This window comes from Clostridium sp., from assembly GCF_050717635.1.
Taxonomy (GTDB): Bacteria; Bacillota; Clostridia; order Clostridiales; family Clostridiaceae; genus Clostridium_AD.
Genome location: NZ_JBOITO010000036.1, coordinates 344,527 through 362,310 on the forward strand (window position 1 = coordinate 344,527; position 17,784 = coordinate 362,310).

At 30.9% G+C, this 17,784-nt stretch carries 15 protein-coding genes and 1 riboswitch; of the genes, 4 read left to right on the plus strand and 11 right to left on the minus strand.

Annotated elements, in window-relative coordinates; genetic code table 11:
* Positions 1–131: 131 nt before the first annotated feature.
* The 5 genes from ACREWB_RS17905 to ACREWB_RS17925 form a co-directional block, all read right to left on the minus strand.
* On the minus strand, positions 132–518 hold the full coding sequence (locus tag ACREWB_RS17905; RefSeq protein ID WP_431548822.1) for a hypothetical protein: 387 nt from the start codon (positions 516–518) through the stop codon (positions 132–134).
* A gap of 373 nt (positions 519–891) precedes the next feature.
* On the minus strand, positions 892–1,737 hold the full coding sequence (locus ACREWB_RS17910; RefSeq protein WP_431548823.1) for a Cof-type HAD-IIB family hydrolase: 846 nt from the start codon (positions 1,735–1,737) through the stop codon (positions 892–894).
* 237 nt (positions 1,738–1,974) lie between these two features.
* Complete coding sequence (locus tag ACREWB_RS17915; RefSeq protein ID WP_431548824.1) at positions 1,975–2,280, minus strand: hypothetical protein; 306 nt, start codon at positions 2,278–2,280, stop codon at positions 1,975–1,977.
* A 44-nt stretch (positions 2,281–2,324) separates the two neighbouring features.
* A complete protein-coding gene (locus ACREWB_RS17920) occupies positions 2,325–4,436 on the minus strand; it encodes an alpha-amylase family protein (protein ID WP_431548825.1) in 2,112 nt (703 codons plus the stop codon).
* Between the two features lie 14 nt (positions 4,437–4,450).
* A complete protein-coding gene (locus ACREWB_RS17925) occupies positions 4,451–5,593 on the minus strand; it encodes an aldo/keto reductase (protein ID WP_431548826.1) in 1,143 nt (380 codons plus the stop codon).
* 276 nt (positions 5,594–5,869) lie between these two features.
* Between ACREWB_RS17925 and ACREWB_RS17930 the strand changes: the two genes are divergently transcribed.
* The 3 genes from ACREWB_RS17930 to ACREWB_RS17940 are packed head-to-tail and all read left to right on the plus strand — an operon-like array spanning position 5,870 to position 9,589.
* Positions 5,870–7,357 carry a spore germination protein gene (locus tag ACREWB_RS17930; RefSeq protein WP_431548827.1) on the plus strand — a complete coding sequence of 496 codons (1,488 nt, stop codon included), beginning with the start codon at positions 5,870–5,872 and terminating at the stop codon, positions 7,355–7,357.
* Positions 7,350–8,462 (plus strand): GerAB/ArcD/ProY family transporter, encoded by a 1,113-nt coding sequence (locus tag ACREWB_RS17935; RefSeq protein WP_431548828.1) that lies wholly within the window; start codon positions 7,350–7,352, stop codon positions 8,460–8,462. The genes ACREWB_RS17930 and ACREWB_RS17935 overlap by 8 nt, the downstream gene beginning before the upstream one ends.
* Positions 8,459–9,589, plus strand: a complete 1,131-nt coding sequence (locus tag ACREWB_RS17940; protein WP_431548829.1) for a Ger(x)C family spore germination protein — start codon at positions 8,459–8,461, stop codon at positions 9,587–9,589. The genes ACREWB_RS17935 and ACREWB_RS17940 overlap by 4 nt, the downstream gene beginning before the upstream one ends.
* A gap of 77 nt (positions 9,590–9,666) precedes the next feature.
* Here the strand turns inward: ACREWB_RS17940 and ACREWB_RS17945 are convergent, their stop codons facing one another.
* The 3 genes from ACREWB_RS17945 to ACREWB_RS17955 all read right to left on the minus strand — a co-directional run bounded on the left by ACREWB_RS17945 (position 9,667) and on the right by ACREWB_RS17955 (position 13,546).
* Positions 9,667–10,959 (minus strand): 2-hydroxycarboxylate transporter family protein, encoded by a 1,293-nt coding sequence (locus ACREWB_RS17945; protein ID WP_431548830.1) that lies wholly within the window; start codon positions 10,957–10,959, stop codon positions 9,667–9,669.
* A gap of 214 nt (positions 10,960–11,173) precedes the next feature.
* Positions 11,174–12,778: an ATP-binding protein gene (locus tag ACREWB_RS17950; protein ID WP_431548831.1), complete on the minus strand. Its 1,605-nt coding sequence runs from the start codon at positions 12,776–12,778 to the stop codon at positions 11,174–11,176.
* A 48-nt stretch (positions 12,779–12,826) separates the two neighbouring features.
* Entirely contained in the window at positions 12,827–13,546 is a 720-nt protein-coding gene (locus tag ACREWB_RS17955; protein WP_431548832.1) for a response regulator, read from the minus strand.
* 151 nt (positions 13,547–13,697) lie between these two features.
* On the opposite strand from ACREWB_RS17955, the gene ACREWB_RS17960 reads away from it, so the two are divergent.
* Positions 13,698–14,636: an AEC family transporter gene (locus ACREWB_RS17960; RefSeq protein WP_431548833.1), complete on the plus strand. Its 939-nt coding sequence runs from the start codon at positions 13,698–13,700 to the stop codon at positions 14,634–14,636.
* A gap of 9 nt (positions 14,637–14,645) precedes the next feature.
* On the opposite strand, the gene ACREWB_RS17965 is transcribed toward ACREWB_RS17960, so the two are convergent.
* From ACREWB_RS17965 to ACREWB_RS17975, 3 genes are all read right to left on the minus strand, one after another.
* Entirely contained in the window at positions 14,646–15,149 is a 504-nt protein-coding gene (locus ACREWB_RS17965; RefSeq protein WP_431548834.1) for a folate family ECF transporter S component, read from the minus strand.
* Between the two features lie 66 nt (positions 15,150–15,215).
* A riboswitch (THF riboswitch) is annotated at positions 15,216–15,318 on the minus strand.
* 56 nt (positions 15,319–15,374) lie between these two features.
* A complete protein-coding gene (locus ACREWB_RS17970; protein ID WP_431548835.1) occupies positions 15,375–16,496 on the minus strand; it encodes a TFIIB-type zinc ribbon-containing protein in 1,122 nt (373 codons plus the stop codon).
* Positions 16,497–16,537: 41 nt separating this feature from the next.
* Complete coding sequence (locus tag ACREWB_RS17975; RefSeq protein ID WP_431548836.1) at positions 16,538–17,671, minus strand: SPFH domain-containing protein; 1,134 nt, start codon at positions 17,669–17,671, stop codon at positions 16,538–16,540.
* Between the last annotated feature and the right edge of the window lie 113 nt (positions 17,672–17,784).

A 17,784-nucleotide genomic window follows, 5' to 3' on the forward strand; every position in this document is an offset into this window, starting at 1 on the left:
ATAAATTAATCTTTTGTAAACTCTAATTACATATTTCTTTATAAAAACATAACTACACAACAAAAGAGGCCCCTCCTTTAACAGTCTAATTTGTTATAGGGTGGCCTCTTTTGTAGAAAACAGACGAAATTTTATTGTAATTGTAATTTCATCTTAGTGATTTCTTTATTGTAAGTTATACTCTTAGCTTCATCCTCAGTAATTAAACCATCTACAAGCAATATATTATCAATGTCAACCATCTTAAAAGCTTTAGTATGCTTATTATGTGCCCCGCAAACCTTAAGACTTAAATTCTTTTCTTCCTTATCACCAGTTTTGATTAAAAATAGAACATTTTCTTCTGAATCAGATACATCTTTAAATGCATTAAAATCTTCATTTATTAACAAAGACTTAATTACGTCTTTTCTCAATTCATTTTTTATAATTGCTATAGTATCTTCATGTTTGATTATATATTCAGAAATAAAACATACTAATTCGTTTTCAGACTTAAATAATTGTGTATTTGACATTTATATTGCCTCCTTGAATTAATAGAATAATAATTTATTTGTATACATTGTATTGTATTTAAATACAATAGTCAATACCTTTTTATAATGTTTATTAAATATTTATTAATTTAAATATATCTATAAAGCTTTTATTGTGGCTATTCTTTAATAACGGGTATTTTAAATCAGTCACACTTTGATTAATAATCAATAAAATTCCAATGAATAAATATGCATTTACATGTATATTTATTTTAGTTCTCAATGTAACCGATACTTCGCAGTAGCAAATAGCTTTGTCGTCACATCTGTTAATAGAATGATATTTACTCCAATATAAAATAATAACCGACGAAGGATAAAAACACCCCCATCGGTTAATAATTAAATCTTATTTTCCCCTATTCACTATAAACTCATTAATAACTTTAGCTACTCCATCTTCATCATTTGTAGCTGCAATATAATCTGCACTATCTTTAAGTTTTTCGATTGCATTTCCCATAGCAACGCCAAGGCCGCCATATTCGATCATTTCTATGTCATTTTCATTGTCTCCAATTGTAATTATTTCTTCTTTTTTTATATTATACCGCTGCGCTAAATATTTTACAGCAGCACCTTTAGAAACGCTCTTATGGGTAACTTCAACGCCGTGTAACCCAGCCCCCAGCACTTGAATATATTCAATTTTTTTTAATTCCTCTTTTATTTTCTTTATCTTTTCAATATCACTATCAATAATATCACATTTAATGATTTCTTTTTCCTCAGTCTTAAACACATCCACCCATTGCTTAGCATTTTTAATATGGTGTAGTTTAACTTTATATCCCTTTGATTTAATCTTTAAAACAAATTCATATAAAAATATTAAATTCATATAATCAAAAAAACTTTTCCCATCATATGTGTCTTTAGAAGTATGAAATCTTGGATTAGCTTTGTATTTATTACAAATCTCAAGAATCTTAGTATTAACCTCTCTAGACATGGTTCGTTTATAAATGAATTCATCTCCCTCTTTTATAATCCCTCCATTTGCTGCAATAACGGGAGAATCTACACCAACCAAATTAGAATAATAAGCTGCATTAATATATATTCTTCCTGTTGTTATTACTATATGTACACCCATATCATAAGCTTTTTTCAGTGCAACTCTGTTGGCATTTGATATTTTCTTTTTACTGTTTAATAGTGTTCCATCCATATCAATACACACTAATTTATACATTTAAAATCCTTCCTCTCTATAGTTAAATCATCTTCTGCGAAGCTGCAATATTAACGACTTCAGAAGGAGATTTAAACTTCCACTGAAGTTTTTTATTTGTTATAGCATATAGCTCCCACTTATAGAAGTGGGAGACCTTCCTTCTGAAATGTCGTTAAAATTCATCACGTGATTTAATCCTAAAAATAAAAATAACCTTTCAAATTAATTAAAGGTTATTTTTATCTTATATGAAGATTACTTCCTTGATTTACTTCTAGTTATTTTCTGTATATTTGAAAACAGCCCTAAAAGAGCTCCTATTAGCATAATTTGCAATACATATGCAGAACTACTAGATAATCTAAAAATCATTGCTATGGCTGCCACTAAAATCGCACTAAGTATTAATGTTATTATTATAAAAGCATATAAGCCTAGAAAAGTCTTTATCTTAAACTTTGCTTGTATTTTTTTACTGATTAATAGCTTTTTATCAAAATATATAAAAAGACCTGTGGGACCTAAAAGTAATAATATTCCTACTACCATATTTGTATTCATTTTTTTCATCTCCTGTATATAAAAATTATAACATACCTTTAGTATTACATCATTATAATTTTAACTTCCCCTGGTTTAAATCTAAGATATAAATTATAATTTTCATCAAAATCAAATATATCATGGCTCCATTCGTTTGGAGAAAAAGCTAGCCATGCTTTTTTTGAAACATTTCCGGAATATTGTCTTATATTTTCTAAATTTAAAGTAAATTCTCTTTCATTATATAAATCAGTATTACATACCGCCATAATTACGTTATCACCTTGTCTCCATCTTTTACCTTCAACAACATATGCAAGCCCAATAGCCGGTGTTTCAGGTTCGCCGAAATTTACAGGAATATAGTTCTCTGTATTAGCTATGGTATCACTAAATTGCACTCTAATTTTAGAAACAATCTCAAGTGTATCTGGCAAATCCCATCTGTAAGGATTATCCCAATGTAGAGAATATTTTTCGAAAAAGGCCAATTTACCATTATAAGCATCCTCTGGTGAAAGCCTATATTTTTCGTCATGTCTACAATCAAGTCCTGTATTCATGGGCTGAGTTTCATATAATTCAAGTCCTGAATTAATAAATGGGACTGCATTAGGCATAAATTGATTCATAACTGTAACCAATTTTGATAGTATCCTACCTCCCTCTCTTGCTGCAATTCTAGGTGTATCAGGAGTTTCTGCACAGGCAAATACAGGTGCCTTATAGTTTATTGAATTGTACATGAATTCATGGGTCTTATGTTCAAATATTCTAGGTTCCAACCACCATCCATAACCTATAATCATATTATAGCCTGCATTTCTTGATTTCTCTGCTCCCTCTACAAGAAGTTCCTCAGCTATAAACGAAAAATCGCTATCTATTTTTCTTGGTTTCTGAAGTACCATTTGGACTAATTCGCTAGGTAGTGCATGTCCCATATCTACTCTTGCTCCATCTATACCAAAACTATTTTGATAATATGGAATAATACCGGAAATAATATTCCAAAGTTCAGTATTTTCTATATCTCCCTTAAATAAATCACCTTTAATGGTGTCAAATAAAATGTATGGTGCTTGTGCCTCATCCGTAACATACCTCTTAGCTGCATTTGGGTGATCCATATACAATTTTAAAAATGTAATATCACTCCAAGCTGGCTGAGGATCATTTAAACAATCAGCAAATGCAGGTGCCGTAGTTAATCCAAATTCTTTCTCGATTTTCTCTAATAAATCTAATTCAGGATTTTGTACACAACATTTTTTTAATAACTCCCACTTTTCAGAATCCGTTATATTTGGTGATTCACAGAATTTTTTTATATGATTCCATACTTGTTCAGATTTATATATCAAATCCAAATTATCATATGATGGTTTATCAGCAGGCGCAACCCCTTCAACATATGGCGCCGAATAATTATCTACATCTGATGTTTTTATCCAATAAAACCAATCAGGGTGCTCCAATATAAGATCATTATTTCTAGCTGCTGTTCTTGGAATAACATCTATCATAACCCTTATGCGTAAAATATGGCAAGCTTCCACAAAAGCCTTAAATTCCTCTTCTATGGTAAATTCATTACCTGTCATAGTATCCTTTAAATTATGGTCAATTTTAAAGAAATTCTTTATGGCATAAGGAGATCCCATTCCACCCTTTTTAAACTTATTACTATATTCTGAGATAGGTAGCAAATAAATTGTATCTATTCCCATCTTCTTTAGCAGTGGAAGTAAAGCCAATGTTTTAACAAAAGTACCCGTTTCTTTAAACCCTTCTCCATTTATATTCTCAAGAGCTCCACTTCCATTATGATCCCAGGAAGTAGATGTTCTTATATGCATAGAATAAATGGAACTTTTTTTTTTCCAATCTCCGCCCAAATATCCGTATTCATTTTTAAAATCGTTTTTAATTATAGATAATGATTTATTATAATCTATTTTGTCGTTATAATCTTTCATTATGTATTCATGTATACAATCATAATAAAATTTATATGGATTGACATATATAACTCCATTTCCATATTCTTTTTTTTCTTCTCCATTATATCCGAAACAGTTCCAAAGTTCAGGTACCGCATATTTAATATCTTTACCGTTATGGATTTTTTTCTTTAACACATTCATAAGTTTTTTTATACTAGAATTCTCCATGTTATGTTCCTCCGTTAATTTTCTGCTTTTATAGCTTCTAAAACCATAACTACTCTCTTTAACTCATCTCTTATTTTAAGATGTTGCGGACATTTTGACTCGCACATACCACAATTTATACAACTCTCTGGTAATGCACCCTTGTCAGGATTGTTTTTATATTCTTCGAATTCACTTTTAGCAGCTCCTGTTAATCCATAAACATTGTGGTAAGTATACATATTAAAAATCTTAGGAATATCTATATTCGCTGGACATGGCTGACAATAATTACAACCTGTACAGTATAGTTCTGAGAACTTCTTAATTTCTTCCATTGCTATAGAAATCTTGTCCCATTCTGACTTAGTCATATAAGTATCAACATTTGCTATAGCTAGATTTTTCTCTAGCATATCCATATTCTGCATTCCCGATAGAGCGATACTTATATCCTCATTTCCTAAAACAAATCTTAATGCAAGTTCATAAGTAGCTATGGATTCTTTCCCTGTGAGTTTCTTAAATAGTTCCGTAGGTGCTGCAAGTCTTCCCCCTGCGACAGGTCCCATAGCCGCTATTCCTAGTCCCTTCTTCTTAGCATAGGCAATAGAAGATTCATTTGCCCTATCAAGAAGATTATATTGACATAAAACAGATTCAAAAATCCCTTCGCCAGCATCTATAATATCAATCATATTTGAAGGCTCATCATGGAAAGAAAAACTCAAATGCTTTATCAGCCCTTCTTCTTTTGCTTTTCGCGCCTCATTAAAAAGGTCATTGCTTTTAATATTATCAAGAGAACCTTTGTTTAGTCCCCAAAAATGATAAAAGTCTATGTAGTCAGTGTCCATTTTTTTTAAGCTGTTCTCAAGAATTCTTCTCATATCAGAAGGTTTTTTAACATCTTCAAAAGGGAGTTTTGTTGTTAGCTTAATCTTATCCCTTACACTTTTAAGAGCCTTACCAACAGCATATTCACTGTTTTTATGACAGTAATATGGAGCTGAATCAAAGTAATTTATACCACTTTCATAAGCTTTAAAAAGTAGTGGTAGGGCTTTATCTTCATCAATATACCATTTTTCGTTTAATTCCACCTCTGGTAACCTCATACACCCAAAACCTAGAGTTGATACCATTTCTCCTGTATTACCAAAATTTCTATACTTCATTATTTAGTTCCCCCTTACATTTCATATACTTTAATTGTACTACAAATTTTATGCTTTTGTCCTTATTTCACCTGTGGTTTTTTGATTTTAATAAACCGTTTATAAACTTAAATGTAAATTACTTCCATCAGCAACAATGATTGTACATTTCACTTCCAATTCTTGTTACTCTACTATCCGTACCAACTTATCCCATGAATTCTGTATATTATCAACAAAAGAGGTCAAAATAATATCAGTATAGAAGTGATAAAAAACTATATTGAGGTGATATATATGAAAAATGAAAGCATTGACACTAAGATGAATAATATTATAACTGCCTTGGGGTCATCAGCTCCCATAAAACTCAAGTATATATCACTTGGCAGAGATCCATCAATACAAGGTGCTATTATATATATTGATGGTCTAGTAGACAAAACTATTATTAATAGGGATATTCTTAATCCACTAATGATTGAATTACGCTGTTCTATATTACTAAATAGCGACACAGCCAGTTTTCTTTGTAGTAATTACATAACTGCGGATTGTTCCATTATTAACAATAATATTGAAGAAGTTTATAAACAGGTTAAAAATGGAAATACGTTACTTGTACTTGAAAATCTAGAAGAGTATGTGATTATAGATACCACTGGTGGCGAAATTAGGAGAATTTCTGACCCAGATAATGAAACCGCACTAAGGGGATCCAGAGATGGTTTTGTGGAAAACTTAGAAGTTAATATAAGTTTGCTTAGGAGGAAAATTAAAGATTCAAACCTTTGCATTGAAAAACTTGTAGTTGGAAGGCGGTCACAAACGGATTTGGCCTTAGTTTATATTAAAGATTTAGTTAATACTAATACTTTAAACGAGATAAGAGAAAGAATAAATTTGATAGATGTAGATTCTATTACTGGCTCAGGGGCATTAATGCAATTTATAGATGAAAATCCCTACAGCCCTTTCCCTATGTGCTTTACCACAGAGAGGCCGGATAGAATAGCACCAAGTATTATGGAAGGTAGAATAGCTATTATTATAGATGGGACTCCTCATTCATTAACACTCCCTGCTTTATTTGTTGAATTTTTTGATACTGTTGAAGATTATAATGAAAGACTGATATCAGCAAATTTTATAAGGTTACTTAGATTTATATCAGTTTTATTAGTAATTACACTTCCCTCAATTTATTTAACTTTAATTACGTATAATGGAGAGCTCATACCTGTTGAATTCCTTGTTCCGGTAGTACAATCACGAATAGGAATATCTCTTTCACCCTTTATAGAAATACTTATACTTGAAATACTAATGGAACTTTTAAGAGAAGGAGGCCTCAGACTTCCCTCAAAAATAGCATCAACCTTGAGTATAGTGGGAGGTATTATTATAGGAAATGCCGCAGTACAATCAAGTATGGTAAGTCCTACTACTCTGCTTGTAATTGGTATCACAATTATTGCTTCTTTTGTAGTTCCCTCAATTGATATGTCTATTTCTATAAGGCTGTTAAGATTCCCAATGTTGTTTCTAGCAAATAGCATGGGGATAATGGGGATTGCTACAGGATATACACTACTTATCCTCCATTTATCTTCCTTAGAAAATTTTGGTGTTCCATATATGGAATTTAATAAGGATGATTTAAAAGATACTTTTATTCGTGCCCCTTTATGGAAAATGAATTCTCGTCCCGCCATAATTTCAGAGCGTAATAATAAAAGGCAAACTGATTTTAGAAAAAAATTCAGGAGAAAAAATAATGAATAAATATAATAGCCTAATAACCTCTAACCAACTTTTTTTTATTTTACTCGGCGCTGTCATAGGTATGGGAATTACTAGCCTCCCTGCTGATGTAGTAAGTGTTGCAAAACAGGATGGATGGATTTCTACCATTATAGGTGGAATATATCCACTATATATTGTTTTAGCTGCAGGAATTATAATCAAAAAACATCCAGATAGTAATATAATGGATTTAAGCAAAGTATATTTTGGAAAGATAATAGGGAATGTTTTAAATTTATTATTTATGCTCACATTTTTATTCTATATTGTGCTAGTTATTTCAGGTTCAAGCAATCAATTAAGAGCATATAGTATATATTTTATGTCCCATCTTAAATTAGTGATGATTTTGGTTGCTGTTGCTTGTTATGCTTCAATTAAAGGCTTAAAGGTACTCGCCAGATTTGCTACTATAGTATTTTTTTTGGTATGCCTTATAATTATATCATCCACAGTATCCTTTAAGTTCGGCAGTATTTTAAATGTAAAACCTTTTTTAGGTGAGGGTTTCTCCAAAATTTTAGAAGGAGGCATAAAATCTTCATTTTCCTATGCAGCTATGGAATTACTATTAATAATATATCCATATGTGGAAGACAAAAAAAATATATTAAAAGTTACATTACTAAGTACTCTTGTGGCAATTATATTTTATACTTGGATAGTTTTTTCATCTATTTATTTTTCTGGTCCTGATTTAGTAGTAAAACAATTATGGCCATTCTCCTTCATGGCTGAATCATTTAAAATACCTGTAGTAAATAATTTTAGATATGTAGAGATTCTAATATGGATTACTGTGGTTTATAAAACCATATCTATTGAATTTTATGCCGCCACCAAAATCTTGAATAACATTACCAATATAAAAAGAAAAACAATTTGTTTTTTATTATTACCTATTATTTTTATTTTTCCATTGTTTTTAGAAAATGAAGTAATAAGGAGAGAAGTTTCTGGTATTGCTTTGCCTTGGATAACCTTTTTTAATATTTTTTATATAACCATAATTGCATTATTATCTCTTCTAAAAGGTAAGAGTAAACTTAAATACATTCAAAAAAAGGAGAGCACTTATAAATGAAAAGATATAGCTTACTTATATTATCTGCTTCATGCATAATTATATATCTCATATTTAATTCAAATAGTGTTACTCTTCCTATAGAAAACATTGATATTTGCTCAGGATTATCCTTTGACATTAATGCAATTAGCCCCGTGTTTGAATATGACATTGCTGCAAATGCATATTCATTCCCTGAAAAAAATAAAGTATCAAATACTATTCTAGAAGGTATTGGTAAAAATGTTGCTGAAACTAGATCAAACAGGCAAACCATCTCATCCAAAAAATTTTTGTTTGGAGCACAGAAAGTATTTATTTTTAGCGAAGCCCTGGCAACCTATGGCATTAATCCTATTGCTGATATAATGTTTTCTAATCAACAAATGAATAATGATACATGGATAGTTGTTTGTAAAGACAAGGCCCTTGATATTCTAAAGTTTAAAGTTGAGGGTACTAACACTTCATCAGATTATATTAGCGGTATGATTAAAAGCTCTGAAGAACAAAATTTCATGTCTGACCGATATAAAGTGGTAGATATGCTTTTAATGATAGGTTCAGAGGGAAGAAATTTAGTTCTTCCCTCCCTTGAAATAATAAACAATAAAATTACTTTGGTGGGAATGGCTATTTTCAAAAAAGACAAAATGGTTTCAAATATACCAATGTCGGAGGCCATGTATATGAATATTTTAAAGGAAGATAAAGTTAAAGGAATATTAACACTCCAGAAGGATTCACAAAACTTGATATCAAATTATGGTCTATCAAAAAAGAAGGTAAAATGTGAAAAAATCGATGGCAAGTATAAATTTACTATTGATATAGAATTTAATGGTGAAATAATAAATAATAGTATGTATAAGGATTTTATGATAAATACCAAAACAGTAGATAAGTATAGCCAGGAATTAGAAGAACAAACAAAAAAAAGTTGCAATGACTTTATAAACAAAATGCAAAATGAGTATAAAGTAGATTGCCTAGAGTTAGGTCGTGTTGCTGCAGCTACTTATGGACGAAACCCTGATACAGATTGGGATAACATTGTTTGTAATTCGGACATAATAGTTAATGTAAAAGTGAAAGTGAATAATCTTGGGAGAGGCCAGTTTTTATTTGAAAAGAATGACAAGTAGACATAAATTTGTTCATTAAATAGCGAGGTCAATACTGAAATATATAAAATATTTCGGTGATTGACCTCGCTATTTATTTACATGAATATTTTTAATAAAGTACTTGCCAATATTAAAACCATTGCTCCACCTATACGGGAAGATATTTGTGAAAAAGGCATAAGATCCATTCTCTTTGCTGCTGTTAATACTGCCACATCTCCAGTACCACCCATATTAGCCATACATAGTCCACCTGTTATAGCTGCCTCTATTGGATAGAATCCAACTATTTTTCCACCAAAGAATGCTCCTATAGTACCTCCTACTATTACTGCTAATACAAGAACTACATACTGCCAACTAAAGGCTGCTACAACCTGTGCAAGATCAGTATAGGCAACTCCTATTCCTACTAAAAGAGCTCCTGTAAAATTGGACATTACAAATGCAAACCATTGTTTTGCTGCAAGTTCCATGTACCTAGGAATAAATCCAAGAATTTTCACTGCAGCTACTGTCATTATCATCCATGCATAAGAATGAATTCCTGGTATAAATTTATTTATAGTCTTTCCAATAACAAAGAATGTTAAGGCTATTAAAAGTCCCATACCCATAGCTTTTATGTCTAATTTATTACTTTCTTCTTGTTCTACTACATCTTTTTTATCATCTATTTTCATTAATTTACCATTACCTGTTAGGCTAGGTTTGATTTTACCTAATCTATCAAGTAATCCACCCATAACTATGGCCATAGCGTTTCCAAGCGCTACTGCAGGTACCATTACAGATAACATATTTACTGGGTCTACTCCCAATGACTCACCAAATATTTTTGCCAGTGGAACGGCACCTGCGCCCATACCCCCTCCCATAATAGGGATTCCTATGAAAAATATTGCCTTTTGTGCCCCATAACCTATAATCGATCCAACTAAAGCCACAAGTCCTAGCGATACTATAAGTCCACATATTATTACTGGTAAATATCTAACAGCTGATTTTACTAATAGTTTTCTACTCATACCAAGTATACTACCCGTTATCAGTGCTGCTATATAGAAATCTAGGAATCCACCACTCTTCATAAATGTTATCATATTCTCTGATGCTGCTTCTGGAATTATGTTATACATTACAAGTGCTGCTGATGCAAATATAATTACTATAGGTCCGCCACCTAAGAATGTTTTTACAATAGGCGTATTATTTCCTATTTCATTAAATATCGCACCAAGTACTAACATTAATGCAAAAGCACCTATCATTCCTGTAGGTAATGATCCCATGTAAGTTGCAGCTAAAACTACTATTGCTATAATTGCAAAACCTATAATTGGTAGTCCTAAAATCCTATAGCCATCTTTTTCAATTGTATTTTTCATGTATATCTCCTCCTTTAGGCATATATCTGTAGACGTTTTCATGAACTTTCTTTAATTACATTATAATATAAATAGTGAAATAAGTAATATTTAGAAAGTATTCTAAGTATTTTGTAACTAAAGTAACCTTCGTTATTTTATTAACAATTTTAAAAAACCTCAATATAAATTATTGAGGTTTTTTTTGCAACAAAAGTTTTAAATACTTACTATTCTATTTTTCTTTAGATAAAATAACTGCAATTGTGCACCCATTATTTCTTTCTGTATTTATAGCTATTTTCCCATTTAAATTTTCAATAGTTTCTTTTACTAGTGCCATACCCACTCCCTCACTACCTAGTTTTGTTGTATAACCTCGTTTAAATATCTTATTTATATTTTCCGCCTCAATCCCAACTCCTGAATCCTCAACTTCGATTTCAATTCTATCGTCAAATTCTTCAATTTTTAACTTTACATATTTATTTTCCTTATCGCATTTGTTTACGGATTCCAAACCATTTTCAATTAAATTTCCAAGGATAGTTATCAAATCATTACTATCTATATTTTTATGGGTACTTGCAAGATTAACTTCTTCATTAATTATTAAATTTATCCCAAGTTCTTTCGCCCTACTAACCTTTCCCAATATTAGTGCTGCAATAGTAGGGTCTTTAATTTTGTTAGTTACCATACTTAAGAGTTTTTGTCTTTTTTCTGTAATGCTTGTAATATATTTTTTTACTTCCTCCAAATCCCCCATATATATAAGTCCAAGAATAACATGAAGTTTATTCATAAATTCATGGTTATTTGCCCTCAGCGCATCCACAATCTGCTTTACTCCAGTAAGTTCTTCTGCCAATTTTGTAACATTAGTTTTATTTCTAAAAGTAGCAATAGCCCCAATGATTTTTCCCTTATCAACTATTGGAATTTTATTAGTCATTATTATAGTGTTATTTATCCTTTGCTCCTTATCAAATTCTGGGACACCTGTTTCTAGTACTGTAACTAAATGTGTAGTTGGAAAAATATCTTCTATGTTTTTACCAAGAATATCATTTTTATTAATCATATTTTTAAAATCTAATATATCTATTGCTGAGTCATTTATAAGAGTGATTTCCCCTTTGCTATCAACGGCTATTAGCCCCTCATAAATAGCGTCAATTATCCCCATCTTTTCGTTATAACGCCTTGTTATTTCCTCAGGCTCAAGTCCAAGCAAAATATTTTTTATGTTATTTGCTAATAAAAAAGCTCCTATAATACCTACCGCAAGACCTCCAAGGCTGATTATAATTATGTAAAGAATTGTTGTATGTTTTGAATTTTCTATACTATTTGTAAGTGTGCCTACACAAACAAATCCGATTTGTCTTTTATTTTCGCTATCAAATATTGGTACAAACGCTCTTAAAGATTTCCCCAGTGTTCCAGTAGCTTCTGAAACATAAATATCTCCATTTTCGACAACTCTAGATTCGTCCCCACCAACAAATTTTGCTCCTATCATTTCAGCATTAGGATGTGAATATCTAATACCTTCCATATCAGCTACAGTAATATATTCAACCTGTGTTAGTGTTTTACATTGCATATTTACATACGATGCAATTTCTTTAAAAGGGTCCTTTTTATCTAATGCAATGATTACAACTTTAGAATTGGCCATCATCTGGGCCACATTCATAATGTTAGTTTTTGCCTCATTTTCTATATTTCTAGTCATACGTGAAGTTACAAAAAAAATAATAACAGATATAGATATAGCTACTACTATTATAATCAATAATGTAATCTTTGTTTGTAGCTTTATCGCCTTTCTCATATTTATCACCTCAATTAAAAAATATAAAAATTTAAGACTGTTTCACCATTACTGCCAACATTTAATCATATTATCTATAAGATTTTTATCAACCTTTACGCATTTGTATCTATGTATAGGTCTACCAAGAGAACCATATGTTATTTTTGCCTTTAGTGCTCCCGACTCTTCTAAAAAGCTAACATATTTACCCATGGATACTCTTGAAACTCCTACAAGCCTCGCCAGTTCCTCTGTTGAAAAGTTTTCATCTTTATTTTCTATTATCTTCTGCCAGGAAAGTTTTAACGTATTCTTCCCAATTCCTTTTGGGAATTCAATTAATTCAGAATTTTGATCGTTATGCAAAATATGCCTATCTAGCTCCTCTTGACTTAAATCATCACTATTTTTTATTAATCTTTCTCTATTTTTATAATTATTTAAAGCAGAACTAAATCTCTCAAATTCAAAAGGTTTAATTAAATAATCTACTGCTCCATATTGAAGAGCTTTTTTTACACTTGCGCTGTCCCTTGCTGCACTTACCATAATTACATCTATATTTTTATCCATGTTTCTAATTTCAGAAAGTAATTCAAGCCCACTAGTTACAGGCATGAATACATCAAGTAAAATCAGGTCTATTTCTTCTTTTTCTAAAACCTCTAAAGCCTCATGGGCTGAACGAGCTATTCCTCCTAATTTAAATCCATCTATCTGCTGAAGATAATACTTATTAAACTTTATTACCATGGGATCATCCTCTACTATTAAAACCTTGATCATCTAAACCACCGATCCTTTATATCTAGTATTATATATTAACACAAGAGGCATGTCTAATTATTAAACATTTGACAACCCTTTCTAATCGTGGTAAAAAAGTAGTAGAACTTGTACTACTTTTTATAGTATAAATTATGAAAGGATGTTTTATATGACTGAAATGCTTGCCGCTGTAGAGACTATATTAAGTATGATGATAATAATATCTCTTGGTTTTATCCTTACCCATAAAAAATGGTTTACAGAAGAGGTATCCGCCGTACTAGTTAAACTTGTTACACAAATATCTCTGCCTCTACTTATGATAAACACAATAACTAACAATTTTGATAGTCAAAGTCTTATATCATCATCAAAAGCACTTATAATTCCTTTTTTATCTATACTTTTATGTTACCTAATTTCTATAGTTTTTTCTAAAGTTATGAAAATAGATAAAAATAAAAGTGGTCTCTTTAGATCTATGTTTTTTAACTCCAACACCATCTTTATGGGACTTCCTATAAATATGGCTTTGTTTGGAGAAAAAAGTGTGCCTTTTGTGCTTCTTTATTACATTGCAAATACAACATTTTTTTGGACTATAGGAATTTATGAAATAAGTAAGGATAGTTCAGAATTTAAACAAAGAATATTTTCCAAGGAAAGTTTAAAGAAAATTTTTTCTCCTCCACTAATTGGATACCTTATTGGTATAGTTATAGTACTTTTAAATATAAGTTTACCTAGTTTTCTTAAGGATACTTTTAAATATCTTGGTAATATAACCACGCCTATAGCTATGCTCTTTATAGGAATAACAATTTACTCAGTTAATTTCAAGAAAATTAAGGTAGATAAAAATGTTATAGGCGTCCTCCTTGGACGGTTTTTAATTGCTCCAATGCTTGTGATTGCACTAGCTCTTATATTTCCTATACCTAAACTTATGAGAAATGTTTTTATAATTCAATCTATAATGCCAGTTATGACTAACACTGCAATTATTGCAAAGGCTTATAATGCAGATTGTGATTATGCAGCTATTATGATTGGTATTACTACTGTTGCTTGTCTTTTCATAATACCAATTTATATGTTGTTTTTATAATAAAAAAAACTAGAGATAAATCTCTAGGTTTTTTTGTGGCATGAACTTAAGAAAGCTATAAATTAATATACTTTGAATAGGCAACATAATTACACTTTTTATGAAGCGTGGAACAATAAGAGCCACAACTCCTTTACCTGTAATTATTGAGAGCCAGTAAGTATTTAGTCCTAAATCAACAAATATTACAACAATAGATACAGCTATAATTATCCTGAGTATAGTTTTTGTTTTTTTATAGAGTAGTATACCATAAATTGAACCAGCTAAAAACGCACTTAGAGTAAATCCTGGGAAATAAGCCCCTTTTGGAAATAACATCATTCCAAGTATGTCTGAAAATGCTGCAGTTATCCCTCCCAAAATTGGTCCAAACATAACTGAAGCTAAAACTATTGGTATAAACCCAAACCCTATTCTAACAATTGGGGTCTGTATAGCAAAAAATCTTGTTAATACGATTTCCATTGAAATTAAAAGTCCCATAAAAATAAAATTTCGTGTAGTTTTCAAATAAAACACCTCCTCTTTTTTATATATGACAAATAGCCACATAAAGAGAATGGTGCTCTTTACTGTGACAGCGGAATGCAAAAATTATACCGCAAATCATTTTCTGATTTTTCGTCCAGTGGCAACTTCCCGTCCATCTGGCACTTAACGCACAACTTCCTACTCTGCACTTTATATTTTGAATACAATATCATTCTATATGTTTTTTGTATAAAAATCAACATTTTACTTACTTATTTGATAAATATAAAATCCTACACCAATTACAATTGCAATAACAAAAATTAATAATAATATCTTTAGAATACTAACTGGTGATTCACCATGGACTTCACCTGTTTGTCCATTCACCATAAATCTATATACTTTTTCTTTATAAATATATGCAGAAATCCATATAGGAAGTAAAATATGTTTAAACTTTATAGCATCATAGGATGTTTCTATGTTTAAGCTTCTCACAGTATCCCCACCTATATGATGTGTAATCTCAGTCCTTAAATCACTTTCTATTTTTCCCTCGGCTAAATTCCAACCTGATTTTAAATCTATGCTATATCTTTCAGCTAAAAAACCTGATAGAAATTCTGGCTTATACTGGACCAGTTCATTTAAATTAAATGGTTCTAGTTTACTTATTATATGTTTATTAATTTGTGCTGAAGCATTAATTAATATATCATCAAAAAACTTAGAATAATCACCTCTAACAAAACTCCACGATGTTTTTCTAACCTGCTTTGAAACCATCTTTCGTTCCTTTCCCTGCCCAACCCAGCTAGTTTCAGTTACGTAGTAATAAGTGCCTCTTTGTGCAGTATAGTTTGAAAATGTATTACTATCATATGTCCAAAAAGGAATATATACGCCTTTAATTCTGTTCATATTATGATTATTCTTAAGTGCTTTAGGTGCGAAAAATAATTTTTTTATCCATTTTACAAACAGCTTTTCAACATTATCTTTGGATATTTTAAATGGTATTAGTGATTCAGGTACTATACCTGCTGCTTCTTCAGTTTTTACAATATGTGACGAACCACAAAATGCACAAAACTGAGCTGTACTATTTTCATCTAGCACAGTTTCCGCAGCGCAACTCTCACACTTAATTATTCTTTTTTCATTTCCCCAATTTTTATTGCTAGTATACTCTGCATTATTAAAGTCATATTCAATTATATTTGTTTTATCAAATTTAATTTCACCCTCATTAGAACAATATGGACAAACTAATTTTTGTTTTTCAGGCTCAAATACCATATTACCTGCACAGGAAGGACAAATAAAGTGTTCAGTTTCTTCCTGTTTAGTAATACTCTCTTCAGCATAAGGTGTATCTGACATATAATCTCCCCCTAATCTTTTTTCAAACTACCTTCTACAAGCTAAGTATTCGGATTTCCGCATTCTGTGCAGAACTTTTCATCTGGTGAAATTTTAGCCTTGCAATTTGAGCAGAACTTTTCCGTAATCTGTGACGCGCCACAATCCGGGCAAAATTTAGCATTATCACTTATTTCAGTCCCACATTTAACACATTTATTTTTTGGCTCTTCTAATGGTTTTCCACATTCATTACAAAACTTATGATCCTTTGGTACTTGCATATGACAGTGAGGACATTCCATTGTTGTGTTTCCAGAATGATTTTGTGTAGGCGCTTTTTCTCTTAATGATTCTGTCATAATATTACCAATAGCAGCACCCGCTCCAATGGAAACTCCTACTCCAGCCATACCGGAAGGATTTTGAGCAGCGTCTCTTATTGCTTCTGCAGCTTGATACTTAGTGTACTGATTTAGATCTCCCAAAACGCCCATAGAGGTCCTCTTATCCATAACTTTTTCAACTTCTTTTGGAAGCGACAAATTTTCAATTATTAGCGTTTTAAGCTTAAATCCAAATTCATAAAATTTAGGTTGTAAATTAATTTTAGCTCCCATACTTAGCTCATCATAATTCATAGCAAGATCAAGTGCAGCTATTTTAGATTCACCTATTACATCCGTAATACCAGATATAATAGTACGTGTTAATTGTCCTGAAATGCTTTCAGTATCAAAACTCTGATTAGTTCCAAATACTTCTTTCAGAAATATCTCAGGATTACTAACTGAGTATGAATAAATACCATACCCTCTTAATCTAATCATACCAAATTCTTTGTCACGCATCATTATAGGATTTAATGTTCCCCACTTCTGATTTGTAAATTGTTTTGAATTAACAAAATAAACTTCTGCTTTAAAAGGTGAATTAAAACCATACTTCCATGATTTGAGCTTAGTTATCACAGGCATATTTTCAGTAGATAGTATATATCTGCCTGGAGAGAATACATCTGATATTACGCCCTCGTTAACAAATACTGCAAATTGAGATTCCCTTACAGTTAATTGTGCTCCCATTTTTATTTCTTTGTCCTCTACTGGAAATCTATATACCATTGTATCTGTAGTATTGTCCGTCCATTCTATTACCTCAATTAATTGACTTTTAATAAAATCAAATAGTCCCATATTTATATTTCCCCCTTGTTGTATTCTTTACAATTATACCATAAGGTGCCACCCACGTGGCAAGTGGCATTAAACTAAAGTTACACAAAATGACCATAAACAAATAAAACCTT